The sequence below is a fragment of the Alcanivorax sp. IL2 genome (assembly GCF_047495475.1).
Lineage (GTDB): Bacteria > Pseudomonadota > Gammaproteobacteria > Pseudomonadales > Alcanivoracaceae > Alcanivorax.
The window spans coordinates 1,891,254-1,906,664 of sequence record NZ_CP179932.1 but is presented as its reverse complement, the minus strand read 5'-3'; the positions used below and the strand labels follow the sequence as shown (position 1 = coordinate 1,906,664).

The 15,411-nt window shown below is 53.1% G+C and carries 20 protein-coding genes and 1 tRNA gene; 5 read left to right on the top strand and 16 right to left on the bottom strand.

Translation table 11 applies throughout. The features are described from left to right. Nucleotides 1-61: 61 nt before the first annotated feature. Nucleotides 62-1,606 carry an adenylate/guanylate cyclase domain-containing protein gene (locus tag ACMG4N_RS08975; protein WP_297766715.1) on the bottom strand — a complete coding sequence of 515 codons (1,545 nt, stop codon included), beginning with the start codon at nt 1,604-1,606 and terminating at the stop codon, nt 62-64. A 238-nt stretch (nt 1,607-1,844) separates the two neighbouring features. Here ACMG4N_RS08975 and ACMG4N_RS08970 point away from each other — a divergent pair, with 238 nt between their 5' ends. From ACMG4N_RS08970 to ACMG4N_RS08960, 3 genes are all read left to right on the top strand, one after another. Beyond that, the gene (locus tag ACMG4N_RS08970) at nt 1,845-2,402 is read left to right on the top strand and encodes a nitroreductase (protein ID WP_297766714.1); all 558 of its coding nucleotides are present in this window, start codon (nt 1,845-1,847) and stop codon (nt 2,400-2,402) included. After that, entirely contained in the window at nt 2,399-2,842 is a 444-nt protein-coding gene (locus tag ACMG4N_RS08965; RefSeq protein WP_297766713.1) for a YiiD C-terminal domain-containing protein, read from the top strand. The genes ACMG4N_RS08970 and ACMG4N_RS08965 overlap by 4 nt, the downstream gene beginning before the upstream one ends. A gap of 127 nt (nt 2,843-2,969) precedes the next feature. After that, a tRNA-Ser gene (locus ACMG4N_RS08960) sits at nt 2,970-3,057 on the top strand. 43 nt (nt 3,058-3,100) lie between these two features. Here the strand turns inward: ACMG4N_RS08960 and ACMG4N_RS08955 are convergent. The 10 genes from ACMG4N_RS08955 to ACMG4N_RS08910 all read right to left on the bottom strand — a co-directional run bounded on the left by ACMG4N_RS08955 (nt 3,101) and on the right by ACMG4N_RS08910 (nt 10,002). After that, on the bottom strand, nt 3,101-4,096 hold the full coding sequence (locus ACMG4N_RS08955; protein WP_414431313.1) for a tyrosine-type recombinase/integrase: 996 nt from the start codon (nt 4,094-4,096) through the stop codon (nt 3,101-3,103). Continuing rightward, nucleotides 4,093-5,334 (bottom strand): hypothetical protein, encoded by a 1,242-nt coding sequence (locus ACMG4N_RS08950; RefSeq protein ID WP_414431311.1) that lies wholly within the window; start codon nt 5,332-5,334, stop codon nt 4,093-4,095. The genes ACMG4N_RS08955 and ACMG4N_RS08950 overlap by 4 nt, the downstream gene beginning before the upstream one ends. 54 nt (nt 5,335-5,388) lie before the next feature. Continuing rightward, the gene (locus tag ACMG4N_RS08945; protein WP_414431310.1) at nt 5,389-6,504 is read right to left on the bottom strand and encodes a zonular occludens toxin domain-containing protein; all 1,116 of its coding nucleotides are present in this window, start codon (nt 6,502-6,504) and stop codon (nt 5,389-5,391) included. Continuing rightward, nucleotides 6,504-6,818, bottom strand: coding sequence for a DUF2523 family protein (locus ACMG4N_RS08940; RefSeq protein WP_414431308.1), 315 nt, complete (start codon nt 6,816-6,818; stop codon nt 6,504-6,506). The genes ACMG4N_RS08945 and ACMG4N_RS08940 overlap by 1 nt, the downstream gene beginning before the upstream one ends. A 4-nt stretch (nt 6,819-6,822) precedes the next feature. After that, nucleotides 6,823-7,734 carry a virulence factor TspB C-terminal domain-related protein gene (locus ACMG4N_RS08935; protein ID WP_414431306.1) on the bottom strand — a complete coding sequence of 304 codons (912 nt, stop codon included), beginning with the start codon at nt 7,732-7,734 and terminating at the stop codon, nt 6,823-6,825. 492 nt (nt 7,735-8,226) lie between these two features. Continuing rightward, on the bottom strand, nt 8,227-8,469 hold the full coding sequence (locus ACMG4N_RS08930; protein WP_414431304.1) for a major capsid protein: 243 nt from the start codon (nt 8,467-8,469) through the stop codon (nt 8,227-8,229). A 282-nt stretch (nt 8,470-8,751) separates the two neighbouring features. Beyond that, nucleotides 8,752-9,063 carry a hypothetical protein gene (locus tag ACMG4N_RS08925; RefSeq protein WP_414431303.1) on the bottom strand — a complete coding sequence of 104 codons (312 nt, stop codon included), beginning with the start codon at nt 9,061-9,063 and terminating at the stop codon, nt 8,752-8,754. Nucleotides 9,064-9,065: 2 nt separating this feature from the next. Then, nucleotides 9,066-9,389 (bottom strand): hypothetical protein, encoded by a 324-nt coding sequence (locus ACMG4N_RS08920; protein ID WP_414431302.1) that lies wholly within the window; start codon nt 9,387-9,389, stop codon nt 9,066-9,068. Further along, nucleotides 9,386-9,790: a hypothetical protein gene (locus ACMG4N_RS08915; protein WP_414431300.1), complete on the bottom strand. Its 405-nt coding sequence runs from the start codon at nt 9,788-9,790 to the stop codon at nt 9,386-9,388. The genes ACMG4N_RS08920 and ACMG4N_RS08915 overlap by 4 nt, the downstream gene beginning before the upstream one ends. 2 nt (nt 9,791-9,792) lie before the next feature. Further along, nucleotides 9,793-10,002, bottom strand: coding sequence for a hypothetical protein (locus tag ACMG4N_RS08910; protein ID WP_297766694.1), 210 nt, complete (start codon nt 10,000-10,002; stop codon nt 9,793-9,795). A gap of 179 nt (nt 10,003-10,181) precedes the next feature. Between ACMG4N_RS08910 and ACMG4N_RS08905 the strand changes: the two genes are divergently transcribed. Beyond that, nucleotides 10,182-10,403, top strand: a complete 222-nt coding sequence (locus tag ACMG4N_RS08905; protein WP_414431299.1) for a hypothetical protein — start codon at nt 10,182-10,184, stop codon at nt 10,401-10,403. Between the two features lie 52 nt (nt 10,404-10,455). Beyond that, a complete protein-coding gene (locus ACMG4N_RS08900; RefSeq protein WP_414431297.1) occupies nt 10,456-11,352 on the top strand; it encodes a hypothetical protein in 897 nt (298 codons plus the stop codon). 33 nt (nt 11,353-11,385) lie between these two features. On the opposite strand, the gene ACMG4N_RS08895 is transcribed toward ACMG4N_RS08900, so the two are convergent. From ACMG4N_RS08895 to ACMG4N_RS08875, 5 genes are all read right to left on the bottom strand, one after another. Beyond that, nucleotides 11,386-12,342 carry a hypothetical protein gene (locus ACMG4N_RS08895; RefSeq protein ID WP_414431296.1) on the bottom strand — a complete coding sequence of 319 codons (957 nt, stop codon included), beginning with the start codon at nt 12,340-12,342 and terminating at the stop codon, nt 11,386-11,388. Between the two features lie 85 nt (nt 12,343-12,427). Then, a complete protein-coding gene (gene umuC, locus ACMG4N_RS08890) occupies nt 12,428-13,693 on the bottom strand; it encodes a translesion error-prone DNA polymerase V subunit UmuC (protein ID WP_414431294.1) in 1,266 nt (421 codons plus the stop codon). Between the two features lie 4 nt (nt 13,694-13,697). Then, nucleotides 13,698-14,129: a translesion error-prone DNA polymerase V autoproteolytic subunit gene (gene umuD, locus ACMG4N_RS08885; RefSeq protein WP_414431293.1), complete on the bottom strand. Its 432-nt coding sequence runs from the start codon at nt 14,127-14,129 to the stop codon at nt 13,698-13,700. Between the two features lie 230 nt (nt 14,130-14,359). Next, complete coding sequence (locus ACMG4N_RS08880; RefSeq protein WP_414431292.1) at nt 14,360-14,689, bottom strand: YegP family protein; 330 nt, start codon at nt 14,687-14,689, stop codon at nt 14,360-14,362. Between the two features lie 340 nt (nt 14,690-15,029). Continuing rightward, a complete protein-coding gene (locus ACMG4N_RS08875) occupies nt 15,030-15,383 on the bottom strand; it encodes a hypothetical protein (RefSeq protein ID WP_414431291.1) in 354 nt (117 codons plus the stop codon). Nucleotides 15,384-15,411 lie beyond the last annotated feature (28 nt).

Below are 15,411 nucleotides of genomic sequence, written 5' to 3'. Positions count from 1 at the left end.
ATCGAGCGTAGCTCGTAGCTCGTAGCTCGTAGCTCGTAGCTCGTAGCTCGTAGCTATTCCCTCAAACCCGCACTTCTGTCTGCACCTTTTTCGCGGCGCGGCCCATCATGTCGATGATCTTTTCCCGTTCGCGTTTTTTCAGTTCGATGCTTTTGACATGCAGACTGAAACCTTCGGCTTCGAAGTCCACGTCCACCGGCTTTTCCTGTTTCAGATCCGTGGCGGATCGGGCCAGGGTCTTGAGGATCGAATTCTTGTCGAAATTGCGAATGCGTTCTACGTCCAGATGGATGCCGAAGCCCTGGGTCTCCGCAGAGACATAACGATTTCTGGCGCCGGCATCCTTCTTGGCGCCCATAGCCTCAAATACGGGAATCGGTCGGTTGAAACCCTTGACCTGGATATCGCCAATGTTGCGACACTGGATGCGATCCTTTACCAAGTCCTGGGTAGCTTCGGAAATCAGCACACCGCCCGGACGACAGGCAGATTCCAGGCGGCTGGCCAGGTTCACATCGGTGCCGAGAATGGTGTAGTCCATCCGGGAATCGGTACCGAAGTTGCCCACCGTAATGTAGCCGGTGTTAATGCCGATGCGGATTTCCAGCTTGTGGTCGATGCCCTCACGCTTCCAGCGCTGACGCAGCAATTTCATCTGCTCCTGCATTTCGATGGCCATCATCACGCAGCGGAACGCATCCTCCTGGGCACCGGCGCTTTTCGGGTCACCGAAAAACACCATCACTGCATCACCGATAAACTTGTCGATGGTGCCACCATGGCGAAGGGCAATACGGGTCATCTCGCTGAGATAGGTGTTGAGCATGCTGGTCAGTGTTTCCAGCGGCAGCTCTTCGGATATGGCGCTGAAGCCCTTGATGTCGGAAAAGAATACCGTCAGCCGCTTGCGGCGGGTTTCCAGCTTGGCATCACGCTTGCCGGAAAAGATCGAGCCCCACACCTGCGGTGGCAGATATTTGGCCAGCTTGCGGGACATGTCCACCGCCTGTTTCTGCTGGCGACGTACGGCGTCCTGCGCCTGTTTCAGGTAGCGGGCCTGAAGGTGCGCAAAGGCTGAGGATGCGCCCACATAAATACCCAGCCCGAGTAGAGAAATGACTGTCAGCAGCACCGGGGACTGTTCCATCGGCAAGGCAGGAAAACCCAAAACCCAGCCCATCACCAGGGCACCAATAGCTGTCATCAGCAGGTTCAACAGCCAGGGTTTCAAACCGCCGCTGCTCACCGCATTGGCGTGAACAATGATCAGCAACACCAGCGATGGCACCAGGGCAAAATGCAACAGAGCGCACACCACCCCGATGATCATCGCATCGGCCTGCATCAGCAGTTGATGCACCGGCTTTTGCGGTCGATCCTGTTTCTCGGCCAGAAACAACATGCCCTGGGCTATCAGTGGATAGGCCAACAGGCCTGCCACCCCAAGCATGTACAGCTGCGGGTACAGTTCCAGCTTCAGACCCGCCATGAGAATCATGGCGGCCACAAGGAAAGCCAGCAAACGGATGTAGTTGGCCTGACGGCGCGCCCGCTCCATCGGACCGATCTGGGGTCGGCGGGCTTTCTTTTTGATTGAACTTGGCATGTGAACCGATTCACGTGATTTGCGTGAAGCTTATCCGTTTCGGGTCTAAGAAAAAAGACTGGCAGGATCAAAGGTAGCCTGGAGCCTACCCAATGTCTTCGCCCCCCAAGCTGGAGGTCATTTCCAGCGACAACGGTGCGGTGTAACGGTCGTGGGAACTTCTGAACAGGCTCCCACGGGTGACTGGGACTTATTTTCAAATCGGGCTACCATGGCGCCCCAGTACAAGGAGCCCTGAATGGACACCATCACCGCCCTGACCACCCGTGTTTCCAGCCCGCGTCTGGACCAGCCCGGTCCCAGCGACGAGCAGCTCGACCTGTTGCTGCGCGCCGCCATCCGCGCGCCGGACCATGGTTTGCTGCGTCCCTGGCGCTTTATCGTGCTGGACGGCGAACAACGGGAACGGCTCGGCGACATCATGGAAGCCCAGCTGCTGGAAGAGCAGCCCGAGGCCGACAAACGCAGCCGGGAGATCGCCCGCAACAAGGCCCTGCGCGCGCCCACCATTATCGTGGTGGTGGCGGAAGTCACCGAGAACCACAAGATTCCCGTGTGGGAACAGGTACTGGCCGTAGGGGCCGCTGTACAGAACATGATGGTGGCCGCCTATGAACTGAACCTGGGCGCCATGTGGCGTACCGGCGCTCTGGCCAACTCTGATCTGGCCAAACGCATGCTGGGCTTCGCCCCCAAGGATCAGGTGGTGGCCTATCTGTACCTGGGTACCCCAATGGGTAACCAGAAAAACCTGCCCGACGATTCCCCCGCCGACTTCATTCGTACCCTGCCATGATGGATCTGGATGCGTTGGCAGAACGGGTCCGCGACGCCATCCCCCTGACCCGGCATCTGGACTTCACCTTTACCGATTTCGACGGCCTCAGACTGGTCGTCACCGCACCCCTGGGGCCCAACCACAACGACAAGGGCACCTTCTTCGCCGGCAGCCAGTCGGCCCTGCTCACCCTAGCCGGCTGGGGCCTGACCACCCTGCTGGCCCAACAGAGCGGCCACCCCGCCGACGTGGTAGCCGTGGAAACGTCTCTGGAATACAAGTTGCCCCTGGACGGAGATCTGCACATTGCCGTTTCCATCAACGAGGAAGAACGGGACCGCTTTGCCCAACGCCTGAGCCGGCGCGGCAAGGCCACCCTGCGGGTGCACGCCCAGGGCAGCGGTGCGGACGGCAAGGTAGTCTGTCTTTATCAGGGCCTGTACCTGGCACGAACCTGAGTCTCTGCTGAACAAATGCTCAAACCCTGACCAACCAGCCGCCGAGCGCTTGCCTCAAGCCCCACCCTCCGGTACTCTACGCGCCCTCAAGAGTTGGCCAGAAGGCTCTTGAGCACAATCAGTTTAAGGTGGGGTGTCCGAGTGGCCGAAGGAGCACGCCTGGAAAGTGTGTATACGGAAACGTATCGAGGGTTCGAATCCCTCCCCCACCGCCAATTTCCCTAAGTAGTATCAACTGCTTACGCCTCTCTCCCCTGATTACTGTCGATCAAGTGTCGAAAAAGTCAGGGGATTCAGAACGACCGCTTCCTTTAAATGATCCGGCGCAAGATGCGCATAACGCATCGTCATGTTCACTGTGGTGTGTCCCAGTATCTTCTGCAGTACCAGAATGTTCCCGCCATTCATGACGAAGTGTGCCGCGAAGGTATGGCGCAATACATGCGTTGCCTGCCCTTTCGGTAATTTGATAGCAGCTGCATCCATCGCATTATGAAAACCCCGAATGCAGTCGCGGAAATAGCCATGGCTATCCAGGTGGGCAATTAACTGGCTTTCCAATTCAGGGGAAATCGGTACAGAGCGGACTTTCTTGCTCTTAGTGTTTATGAACTCCACCCCCCCATTGCGGATTCGCTCACGACTCAGACTCAGTGCCTCAGACCACCGGGCTCCTGTTGAAAGGCACACCCTAACGACGCACTCCAGATCCGAAGGCGAATTTGTCTCGCCTACCCTGCTGAGCAGCTCTTTTATCTGTCCCGTGGTCAAGTACGTGACCGGACTCTCCTGAAACTTTATCGGCTTAACATTGGCCAGCGGGTTTGGGTAAGTAATGTCATCAAACGCAATCAGGGTATTGAACACCGCTTTGAGATATCCCAACCGATTGTTCACGGTCTTGCCTTTCATGCCCTCCGCCATAAGATGACCACGCTTTATCAGATACTCTTTGGCGGTGAACTGATGCCCTAACGAGTCACCTACTTCTTTCACATGCAGCAGGAGAATCTCCTTTCGGCGGACTCCATCGGCCAACGTGTGTCCATGCAATGAGAACCATCGGTCTACAAGCTCAGAAAGGCGTCGTTTATCCTTGGCCTTGGGTTCCCATGCCCTGTTGATATGCTGGCTGCGTTTATGGGCTTCAAAGCGTTTGGCCTCTGCTTTGGTGCTGAATCGCTTCCTGTACCGGGTCCCCTTTACAGGCTCAATATCGGCAAACCAACGGCCGTCCGGTAGCTGCTTGATCATATGGCCTTCCCATAGCGGATATAGCGCTCTTCAAGCAGATCCTTAACGTGTTTTTTTACCTCCCATGTTTTCTTACCCCGGTCCCGGTAGTGATCAAGGATCAGTTGGAAGAATGGCAGGGCTTCAAGGGCTTTCCATGCCTGGCAGTGGGACATGCGGTGACGGGCTGCACAGCTGATGTAGTTACCCAGGAGCAATTCCACGTTCTTGCCTGAATAGCCGGAAGAGGTCTTGTAGTAGCGCTTATAGTCCACTTCAGGCGGATCTGTAGGCAGTGCCTGGCGGGCAATCAGGGTCCAGAAGGGGTCGAACCAGCCGGGGCGATAGAGATACCGGAAGGAGTCGCAGCCATAGCGCCAGAGGGCGTCCAGGTGGTCGAACAGGTCGGCATAGTCCTGGAATGCGAGCACTTCCCCCGTTTCCTTGTTGATCGATCCCTGGGCGAATTGCTCCACAACGGAGTGATGGAAACGGAATTCGATCCGGTATACCGGTTGGTCATCCTGATAGTTCTCTTTCTCGGACCAGACAGAGCGCCAGTAGTCGAGTTTGTCCCGTAGTTTGGCCTCTTGGGTCTTGTCGTACACGGCAAGCTGAATGCCTGCTGGTGAGCCGAACAGGAAGGATTCACCACGGCCATAAACGGCGCTGGAGGTATCAAATTCCACGGTGTCGATGCCGTGATAGCTGCGTACCCGTCGGGATCTACAGTGCAGCTTGGTCTCAAAGTCTCTCGGGGGTGTCCATCCCTGCACGTCCAGGGCGATATGAACGGCGCATTGTGCGGGTGCTGGCTCTATGAGGACCTGTTCCGCAAAGTGGTTCAATGTGGCCTGTAGTTGCTGTGGGGTCTGTGATCGTAGGCAATGGGGGGAGACTTCAATTTTCAGGTGGGGGCCGACTGCATCGATCTGGGCGTGAAAGCTTTTGATCAGCAGGATCAAGCCAAGGTCAGCGTTCTGCAGGCGGTATTGATACCCCGAATCCCGGCCAATCCGCCCCGCAGACCACCGTTCCCCGGCAAAGCTCACCATGCCTGGTTCATCAAACAGGGCCATTACGTCCGGCTGCAGTTGGCCTTTGTAGAGTTGGCGGACGGTATCGGTGCCGAAGTGGACTACTTCCACGTTATTGAGGTTAAAGGTTTTGCCAGAAGCCGGGTCAATGAACAGCTTTCCCCAAGGGGCTTCGTTCAGTTCGTTATCCAGTGCGATGCAGTGTTTTGGAGCGCTTGCCATAACGAGTACCTAATGTGGTTTATTGTGGGACCTAAAGGTCACTTGTAAGACGTGTTACAGGGACGTCTGGCGCTGGCCTGCGGCAGCCGGCGTGGTTCGTGCCTCACCACTGCCGCTCTGCCGCTGGCCGCGTTCAATACGTTCCTCTTTGGCCAGGTGATTAAAGATCCCGTGCTTGATGATCTGGCGGCACATTTGATCTGGCATATCCAAAATGGTGGTGCCCTGCTGGGTGTAGCAGGTGCAATCACTGAAATCGGCTTTCATGGACATGCAGCCTTGTACGACCGGAATCACGGTAGGTTGTCGGGATTTGGGGCTATACATAGGGGCGGTGTAAGGCAGCCCCCTGACCTCCGGTTTCAACAACTCCCCCCAATCCTCGGGCTTATAGCTCTGCCGGGCCGCTACCTGAACCTGCTGTCCGTTTGTTGCCGTGGCTTGGGCTGTTGCCGGTGTATCGGTGCCGTAGTTATTCAGGAAGTACCAGATCATGAAGCCCGCCCCGGCGGCGATCACAGGCAAAATAAATAGGATCTTGGGAGGCTTGAATTTGTGGGTGTGGACTTCCGCGGATTTATAGAGCCCGTAGACACGTTTCGCTAAAGGCCGCTTGGTCTGAACACACTTATCTAATTCGGACTTGGTGTTCGGGTTCACATAGCCGGAACCGGCGTGATACTCGATGACGAAAGGCGCACCGAAAGGGCGTGAAAAATGGAAATGCTCGTTACAGATAAGGCGGGCATTCACATCCAGCAAGGCCGGGTCCAGGCTAATGAAGATGATATCCAGCCCGCGGTGACGGTGCTTTTCGAGGGCTTTAATGCCAGGTGGAACTGTTTTCGCGCTGTGACGCTGTGCCCAGAGTTCCTGGGCCTCGTCGATGATGACTACGGCATTATCCGGCACATGCTCATGCCAGTTTGTGGCTTCTTCATCTGTCAGCTCATGCCAAGGTAGTTGTACTTCCTTGATGCCACGGTAATAGACCGGGCGGCGGTTCGAGCAGTACTCGGTGTAGTCAGGGATGCCAAACGAGAAAAAGCGCCGGTAGGGGCTCTTTTTGCGCTTCTCTTTCTCTTTCAGGAACTGATCGTTGTACAGGACAAAGTCGATCACGTGGGACGTTTTGGACGAGCCCGGCTTACCTGAGAATATCCAGAACATCAGCCTTCTCCTGATACATCCATAAAGCCAAGGCGCTTAAAGGCACCCAGTAGCGTGCGGATGGTGACCAGGCCGAGGTAGGCGCTGATAACCAGGCCAAGGAAAACATCGAAGCCCGCAAGAGTCAGGACCCTGAGGATGTCGCTGGTAACGCCACCCATGGCGGATTTGATGTGGCTGATGATCTGATCAAGGGTGATTTGTACCCCAGTAATAGAAATGGCACCCATGCCAAGGGAGCCAAGGACACGGGCGGTACCTGCCCCGAGGTACTGGGCAAGGAAGGCGCCAATTGCTTCTAACCACTTAGGCATAGGATTACCCCTTCTCGGACATGGCTTTCAGGGCGATAAGGCCAGCGGCTAGCCAGCCCAATGCAATGATCAGCGGGCGGATCTTCTCGGCCCACTGACAGATATAAGTAAACGGGAGGGTGATGGAGCCGAAGCCCAGATTGATTTGTTTATCGGGCGGGCAGGATCTGGCGCCTCCAAAGCCCGAGCCGGAATCATCCAGCCCATCGAGGAAGCCGGAGAAGCTCACTTCTTTGGTATCAACGGTGTTATCGGGGTTGTCGCCGTCGGCGAGAGAGTCGCTCTCACGGAAATCATCGGTCCCTATAAAATCTTCATGGCGCTGCTTTTCTTCACAGCGTAGGTTCCAACTATTGAGGAAGATGCCGCACTGGATGGCATCGAGGTGGGGCTCACACTCGGGCTCGGTAACTTGTTGCCCTGGTTCACAGACACCCTGACCGTATTCGCCACCAGAGCTTTCGCCATTGCCACCGTCAGAATCATCACCGCCGGTATCACCTCCATCACCACCGCCACCATCATCGCCTGGGTCGCCGCCATGGTTAGGGTCACCCGGTGACGGGTCGCTAGAATCAGGGTTGCCATCGCCATCAGAATCCCACTCGTCCTCGTTGGTTTCTCGGCAGTACTTCTTGCCATCCACAATGACGAAGTTAGGGCATTGGTAGTCGTTGGGCTGCTCGCAGTAGGCTTTACCGTCGGCGGTAGACCGGTAGCAGCCTTTATCATCGGTGTGATCTGAGAAAGGACGAGACGAAGAGCCGTCTTCATCTTCACAGTAATTCCCGGTGCTGGTGTACTTGCTCCAGCAAGAGGTGGAGCCATCATCCAGATAGGTACAGGCACCACGACCGGAGCGAGTAAAGACGCAGTTGGAATAGCAGGTCGAGCCCATCATGTATTTGACAGACAACCCCATTTCCGTGCCCTCAGGTATAGAACACTCGGGGACTTCATCGGAATAAACACAGATCCCAGAAAGAGGCCCCGTTGAATAGGACCGCTGATATGGAAGCCCGGATGCTGTGTGAACAGAGCGGCACCATCGGCCGACTGCGTAGTATTTATTATCGACCGTTACCGTTGAGCATGAGTGGGCAGTGGAATTGGAAGGCGGGTTGAAGTCACTACCACACCAGCCGTCCACAAAATCCTGTTGGGTGTCGTAGCGGGAATCGGAGCTTGATGCTTCACACCCGGAGGGAAGGGTGCAGTACGTTCCCGGGGTGTTTTGTACATCCTCGATCGTTCTCGCTACTGCGGTGTTGGCGCTCAAGAAAATAACAAGTAGAACGCCCCCAGCGAGACGATTAAGTAAAGCCATGGGCCAAAGTCCGTTTCCATTATTCACCTCGAATCCCCTTGAGAAAAAAGGGACCCGAAGGCCCCTTCTGTTGCGGGTGGGTTAGCGAACAACCCGGCGCAGGTAGGACACGCCAGCGATCACCGCCAGGACGCCCAGCACAGCCACCGCGATCACTTCCACGTTGCCGGACTGGCCTTCGATGGCAGTGGTAACGCCAGCGGTGTCGATGGCGGCATTGGCGGGGCCAGTGGCGGCCAGTGCCATTGCGGTTCCGCCAGCCAGGTACAGGTGACGGCCTTTGCTCTGGATAGCCTCCAGACGGGCTTTCATTGCGTTTTTCATGGTGTTTCTCCAGTTGGTGTTGGTAGTGCGTTTGGTTGAGTTGCTTGCATTGGTGTTGCTAGCGAACGAGGCCAAAGAGTTTCTTTGCGCCCCACACCGTGGCGTACAGCATGAGCACGGCGCCGAGGATCAAGTTCGCGTCCTCGTAAGTCAGCTCGGGAAGTCCAAACGGGCCGCCCTGGCTCACTATCTGGAGCGTGCCGGTACAGAGGGCGGCACCATCTGGGGCCTGTTGCCACTCTCCGTCCGTACACGCGATTAAGGTCATGGATCACCAGTGCCTTACTTGTTGTCGGGCTTGCTGGTGCTGGTAGCGGTCTTGCTTTCCGGGACCACGCCAACGATGTACGGCTGGGACTTGCCGCCGGCAGCCATCTTGAGGACGGCCAGCAGGCGGCGTTCGGTGGGGGTCTTGTGGTCGGCCAGTTGGTCGAACACCACCGGATCGGCGCTGAGCTTGGTGACTTCATAGCCCCGGAAGTTGTTGGCGTTGTCGCCTTCCGGCATCTGGCCGGTGTAGACGGAGCAGTATTTGTTGCCATCGACGTTAACGAGACGGCAGCCGAGCAGAGTTGTGGGGATTTCGAATTGCATGGTTAGTTACCTTTGTGGGTGGTTAGCAGGTCGTGTTGGGCGTTCAGGCCCGTTTGGGTGTGGGTACTGCGTTGGAAACTGAGTGGCTTCATCTGGAGCTTCTGTTCTGTCTGCTCGCAGAGGGTTTTGGCTTTGGCTTCGGTGTCGGCGAAGCCCACGAAGCACCACGCCTTGGCATACAGGTGGGCGGGCTTCTCGAAGGGCAGCCAGGTGCGTTCAGAAACGAACAGTCCGGGGCGCAGTTCGCGCACTCGGTACAGACCGCAGGTGCTGTAGCTGCGTTTGGCTATACGGCGAAAGATAAGCTTGGCGGTAGTAGCGTTCATTGCTGGCCACCTCCCGTGTGCTGGCTAGCGGTTTGGGGGGCTGCTGGGTGACAAGCAGGGCCAGTAGCAGCATGAGCAGCAGGCTGATTTTTTCTTGTTCCATGGGCGTTCCCGGTGGTCTTGTCCGTGGTGGTGCGGTCTGCGAACAGGTCACCCTGTAGCTCCACCAGCAGTTGCTGACGGGCTTGGGGGTGTGGGTTGTTCATGGCACGGGGCGAGGGTGTGGCGGCTCGCAGGGTGTCACCCGCGCCGAAACGGTGGAGGAACCGTTGGGACGCGGTGGGTGTGGGCGTTGCGGGGGCAACGGGACGCCGGGGGCGAGGTTCCGCCCGGGAGACGTCGGGTTTCTTAGCGGCGCTTTCCTGCGGGCTGTTATGCCCTTTGGGCATGGGGGCGCTCATGGCTACAGCTCCCCTTCCTTGAGGTGATCGATGAGAGCGGCCACATTCACCATGCGGTGTTTGCCGAATTTCACGGTGGGCAGGTAGCCACGTTCGATCCAGCCTTGAACGACACCGGGCTCAGCACGGCACCAGTCAGCAAATTCACGCCAGGGCATGACGGGGGGCCAGTCCGGGTGAGAGGTGATTGATTCTTGTAGTTCCGCTACCATCGGCTTTGTTCCACTATGTTTGTTAAATTGGTTTGTGGATCTATTTCAGTGAAATAATTGAACTCGATGGCCAGACCATACGAGTGAAATTGTTTCAGTTCAACTATTTCACTCGGATTTTTTAGACGAATATGGAATCAATCCAGCAGCGTGCTAGATCTCTTATAGATAAGGCAGGTATGGATCGCTTGGTTAAAGAGAGCGAAATCGGCTATAGCAGATGGCAAAGTGTTCGCTATAAGAACATCAGGATGAGCTCGGAAGAGCTAGAAGTTCTCCAGGGGATGTTTCCTGAATTTCAGTTGTGGCTGATCAGTGGAAACATTGCTCCAGAGGTTGGGCAGGTAAGCCCTGAGTACGAAATTGCCGATGCAAAATTGCAAGGACGCAGCGGGGAATAAAATTAACCAAGATCGCCGCAGAGCGATGGTTTAGGTGCTAAAAGGTAGTGCAGTGAAATACACCAAATATTTTATGACGTTTTTTTATGTGGTTTCACTTGTTGGAATTGCAATACAAAGCATTCCATCGCTCCAGCATATTTTTAGTGAGGAAGTTTTCGAAGTAAAAAAACTGAGTTCAGAAACAGTCGGCTTCCACCTTCCTCCTAACACAGAGTCAGATGATTTTATAATGCTGGAGTACGATGGCAAATCGTACCATGGCCTTTTCATTGAAAAATTTTCTTTGACGAATAAATCAGGAAAAAATATAAGAAGCTCCGATTTTGAATCTGGAATCAAGTTGCTCATAAAAAATAATAAAGAAACGAATGCGGTTGCGATAGAGACCATTGATGCTAAAGGCGACAGAAAAAAGTTATATTTAGGCGATAGTGCTAACGAAATAATTATATTTGATCCGCATTTAATTAATGATAAAGAAACGCTGTACGTCAACATTGTAAGTTCTGAATCTCCTGCTATGCCTGAGTTTGAAGGGAGAATAGCAGGGATTGATGATTTCGTTTTCATATCCAAAATGGATTTCAGGCATTCGTTTAAGTCATTTATTTTCGTCGCCTCATTGATAATCATGACTTTTTCATCTTTTTTTATGGGGATATCTTCGGCAAAGACAATAAGAAAATTTTCAATGAGGTTTTCATACATTATTCTTGTTGGTGGAATGCTGGGGGTGCTGGGAGGTATCGCAATGTACGGGGGGACGTTCTACGATTTGTTCGGAGTGAAGAATAAAGATTATTATTATTTGGGAGCACTGCTGTGCTACCTCCCGTATTTGATATTTAAAATATATACCTCATTTAGAGGTGAGCATGCTTTTTTTTATTGGCTTTTCAATGGAAAAAATCTAGATGAAGAGGAATCCATAGAAGCAAGAAAATAAACCCGCGCAGCATATATGCTTTAATAGCCTTGTTTATTTGATCAGTTTTGAAAAGGTTGAAGAATATGAGTTCATGTCAACATCTGAGCTTTTGTTCTGTCCAGGGTCAGAAAATATATATTTTGCAATTTCTAATCTGAATTCATTTTTTGCATTAGAGTCATCTCCAATAGCTGCTTCAAAACCTTTATACTGCTGAAGGACCTTTTGCCTATGATTATAAAGGATGCCCAGATTTCTTTCGCTCTGAAACCTTGAATAAGTCACTTTCATGAAGGTTGCACCAGCAGAGATAAGAAGAATTTTTTTGAAGACAACCATTAACAACTCATTGCCACTATAATTGCTCACGTTGCTTGTGTAGATTGTCGTGACAATAAGAAGCATCACAAAACATGATGCAAAAAAAGCCCAAAACCAGTTCTCCTCATGCCTTTTATGGGTGCAGTAGAGCTCGCTAAAACTCAATGCGCTGTCCGCTAGCTGCCGATCAATAATCTCCTTTCTTGAATGATCAAGAAGTTTTTGCACTTCGATGTACTTGCTTCTTATGTCGTTAAGATAACTTTTTGCTTGAGCGGCATCGTCCAATACAATATTTTCATCACCGGCAGTGATGATATTTCGTTGCGCCCTGGCTTTCTCAGTCAAATATTTAGACCTCTTTAATATGGCACCAAGGTGATCTATTTTTTCTTTAAAGAAAGTCTTTAGATTCTCCTCATCAAGAAGGTAGGTCACAGTAAGCCCTGATAGCACAGTAGCCAGCTCTTCTACTAGATCGGTAAATGAGGTTCGATATCTTTCTTTGAGATTTCTAGAAGTTACAAGGCTAACGCTTTCGGTTATTCGACGGTACCTAATTAAAGTGTTGCATATTTCATTTTTTATTGAGTTTATTGAAATTGAAATGTCGCTATCGTCGATTTCTATATCTGTTTTTTTAATCTCTCGGAGCCTCTCAAAGGCTTCACTTTCCAAGCTATTCATCTCTTCTCCAGAGGTGCTGCTAGTAAAATAATTAATTGGGGCTGCTGATTTATCGTTACCGTGTTGATGTAGATCTAATAATTACTTAATAAGCACAAAGTAAAGATTTCCAGCGGGTAGTGTATGCAGGCGAAAGATTGCTTCTTCTCATTCCCCATTCTGGCTTATGTGATGCCATACCTTGAGCTGCAAGCCAGACCTTCCCGATCCCGAGTTGATTGATCCTGTCACAGGTTGCCATAACTTTTTCTCTTTGTGGACTCACAGGGGGATCAAACAGGCTTGGCTGGTGAAAGGTAGGGTCACAGATATCACCAAGCATTACGCCAGCTTTGGCGTAGCGGTAGTTATCGCGCCAGATTTCATCCAGCAGTTTGCGTGCTATGGCGACCAGATCGCGAGCGTCTGCCGTGGGGGCGGTGAATCTGCCGGTGGCTATGTTGGAGTATTTGGGTTCGCCTGGTGTGAAGGGGCTGGTGCGGATAAAGATGCTCAGTTGCTTGGTGCCCATGTGCTGGGCGCGTAGCTTTTCGGCGGCTCGCCATGCGTGGGTGGTGATGGCGTGTTGCATGGTGGTTTTGTCGGTGACGCGCTCACCGAAGGACCGGGAACAGACAATTTGCTTCTTCGGGGGTGGGGCCAGTTCCAGGGGGATACAGGGCTCACCGTTGAGTTCTCTCACGGTCCGGGCCAGTACTACGTTGAATTCCCGGTGTATGGCTTTTTGGCTGGTGTCGGCCAGATCCAGCGCCGTATGGATGCCCAGGGCGTTCAGGCGTTTGGTAAGGCGCCCTCCTACTCCCCAGACTTCGTTTACCGGTAGCAGGCTCATTAGCTTGCGTTGGCGTTTGCGTTCCGTGAGGGCAACGACGCCACCGGTGGCTGGCCAGTGCTTGGCGCCATGGTTGGCCAGCTTGGCAAGGGTTTTGGTTGGGGCGATGCCGACACAGACCATTAGGCCCTGGTGGCGGCTAATGGTGTGGCGTATCTGAAAGCCTAAGGGGGCTAGCTGGTGTTCGGGAATGCCATCTAGCCCTAGAAAGGCTTCATCGATGGAGTAGACCTCTACCTCTGGGGCGAGCTGTTCCAGGGTATCCATGACGCGGGCGGACATATCGGCGTAAAGCGCGTAGTTCGATGAGAACACCACGATGCCATAGCGGCGGATCTCCCTTTTGATCTCGAAGGCGGGCACTCCCATTTTGATGCCCAGGCGCTTGGCTTCGGCAGAGCGGGCAACGACACAGCCGTCATTGTTGGAGAGGACCACCACGGGCCGGCCACGCAGATCCGGGCGAAACAGGGTCTCGCAGGAGGCGTAGAAGTTGTTGCAGTCCACGAGGGCGAACATGGGGCTATTTCCGGTAGGTCTTGTGGATGGCGTAGGTGACGACGCCGAAGACGTCCAGCTGGGTTTCGTCGCTCAGTGGGATAGCCTGGTAATCCTTGTTGTGGGGCTTGAGGCAGGGCTGGGGGTGCAGACAGAGCTCTTTGACGGTGAAGTCACCCTCCAGGGCAGCAATGACGATATCACCGTGACCGGCTTCAATAGCGCGATCGACAACGAGGATATCCCCCGGGTAGATGCCGGAATCAATCATGGAATCCCCGGTGGCCCTGGCGAAGAAGGTGGCATTGGGATGCTCGATACACAGGGTATTGAGGTCCAGGCGCTGTTCTATGTGGTCCTGTGCCGGCGAGGGAAACCCGGCGCTGATGGTGGAGACGAACAGGGGCAGCTCAAGCAGGGGGTACTCTCCCGCTTTGCCGAGATATTCCGCTTTCATGGGGGTAACTCCGATATTAGCACTGTCTATATGGACAGTATAACCGGAAGCGTGAGGGGGCCATCAATATGATGTTATTTGAACCGGACGGGCGGCCAAAAAAGCGAGGCCAGGGGATGGCCTCGCAAGGTTTGGACGCAGTCAGGTGCTACATATAGGCACGGGTGCGCATATGCAGCGATGTGAAATGTATCACATAGACAGCTATTTTGAACCACATTCAAGGGAGGTTATGTTTCTTTGATGACTTTTGTAGGAGAGTTGGCTTTCACTGAATCTATGCCTTTCTCACTGACAGTAGAATTAGGGTACATCTCACTTCTTCCAATGATCTTATTGTTAGGGGCGGTAAGAACGAACCAGTGACCCGCGGCTGATTCTTTTCTCACATAGCGCTCATCTTTGGGACCATTAGTTTGGACTGACTCAATGCCGTTTAGGGCACCGGACTTTTCCGCATACCCTTCCGATTGAAGAATGATCTCATGGTTTCCGGCTTTGAGATTGAAGTACCACTCGTTGTTTTTCGGGCTCTTGAAAAGGGTGTAGTAGCCAGACATGGTGTCTCCTTGTGGTTTTATTACCCAACCTTGGGTAGGACTTACTGCAAACGCGCCTCACACAACGTACTGCAGCAACCATATTCATAGCATAAGCCTTAGACCCATAACAGCATGTGTCGGAAAAGAGTCGAAAACACAGCCTGAAATAGCGGGTTATAGCGGCTTTGGAGTGAATGGTAGCCCAGTGATTGCGGGGCTTTGGGGCGAATAGCGACACAATGAGGCCCTGCTAAATAGGGTTCGAATCCCTCCCCCACCGCCAAAAAACAAAAACCCCGCCAATTCAATGATTTGCGGGGTTTTTTATTGGGCGTTTTGTAGCAAACTTTTGTAGCATTTATTCAAAAATCAGGGCCACAAGCCCAAAGAACAAGCCCAGAATCAAGTTTGCCACAACAAAATGCCCCCAGATCGCAAAGGCACGATTCAAAAACTTGGGATCAACAACTCGTGTCGCAGCCCCTCCTCTTTTCTCAATCGCATCTAGACGATCTATAAGCCCTTTCACAACAACCCCAAGCTCCGCAACAGCAGCATCCCTATCAAGCTTTTTCCAAACCCCATTAACTTCTTTGTATCCCCTAAACAATAGCTCAAGACGTATCTCCGAGAGGAAATCAGAAGAATATTTCCCCCTCTCATCATTGATACTTTCTAGTAGTTCTTCATCCAAACTTTTCTCAATATCCATAGTCTAATATCCCTAACATAGACATTTG

Coding starts and splice junctions, on each gene's coding strand:
- ACMG4N_RS08975 (WP_297766715.1), bottom strand. CDS start 1,606: ATGCCAAGTTCAATCAAAAAGAAAGCCCGCCGACCCCAGATCGGTCCG.
- ACMG4N_RS08970 (WP_297766714.1), top strand. CDS start 1,845: ATGGACACCATCACCGCCCTGACCACCCGTGTTTCCAGCCCGCGTCTG.
- ACMG4N_RS08965 (WP_297766713.1), top strand. CDS start 2,399: ATGATGGATCTGGATGCGTTGGCAGAACGGGTCCGCGACGCCATCCCC.
- ACMG4N_RS08955 (WP_414431313.1), bottom strand. CDS start 4,096: ATGATCAAGCAGCTACCGGACGGCCGTTGGTTTGCCGATATTGAGCCT.
- ACMG4N_RS08950 (WP_414431311.1), bottom strand. CDS start 5,334: ATGGCAAGCGCTCCAAAACACTGCATCGCACTGGATAACGAACTGAAC.
- ACMG4N_RS08945 (WP_414431310.1), bottom strand. CDS start 6,504: ATGTTCTGGATATTCTCAGGTAAGCCGGGCTCGTCCAAAACGTCCCAC.
- ACMG4N_RS08940 (WP_414431308.1), bottom strand. CDS start 6,818: ATGCCTAAGTGGTTAGAAGCAATTGGCGCCTTCCTTGCCCAGTACCTC.
- ACMG4N_RS08930 (WP_414431304.1), bottom strand. CDS start 8,469: ATGAAAAACGCAATGAAAGCCCGTCTGGAGGCTATCCAGAGCAAAGGC.
- ACMG4N_RS08925 (WP_414431303.1), bottom strand. CDS start 9,063: ATGCAATTCGAAATCCCCACAACTCTGCTCGGCTGCCGTCTCGTTAAC.
- ACMG4N_RS08920 (WP_414431302.1), bottom strand. CDS start 9,389: ATGAACGCTACTACCGCCAAGCTTATCTTTCGCCGTATAGCCAAACGC.
- ACMG4N_RS08915 (WP_414431300.1), bottom strand. CDS start 9,790: ATGAGCGCCCCCATGCCCAAAGGGCATAACAGCCCGCAGGAAAGCGCC.
- ACMG4N_RS08910 (WP_297766694.1), bottom strand. CDS start 10,002: ATGGTAGCGGAACTACAAGAATCAATCACCTCTCACCCGGACTGGCCC.
- ACMG4N_RS08905 (WP_414431299.1), top strand. CDS start 10,182: ATGGATCGCTTGGTTAAAGAGAGCGAAATCGGCTATAGCAGATGGCAA.
- ACMG4N_RS08895 (WP_414431296.1), bottom strand. CDS start 12,342: ATGAATAGCTTGGAAAGTGAAGCCTTTGAGAGGCTCCGAGAGATTAAA.
- umuC (WP_414431294.1), bottom strand. CDS start 13,693: ATGTTCGCCCTCGTGGACTGCAACAACTTCTACGCCTCCTGCGAGACC.
- umuD (WP_414431293.1), bottom strand. CDS start 14,129: ATGAAAGCGGAATATCTCGGCAAAGCGGGAGAGTACCCCCTGCTTGAG.
- ACMG4N_RS08880 (WP_414431292.1), bottom strand. CDS start 14,689: ATGTCTGGCTACTACACCCTTTTCAAGAGCCCGAAAAACAACGAGTGG.
- ACMG4N_RS08875 (WP_414431291.1), bottom strand. CDS start 15,383: ATGGATATTGAGAAAAGTTTGGATGAAGAACTACTAGAAAGTATCAAT.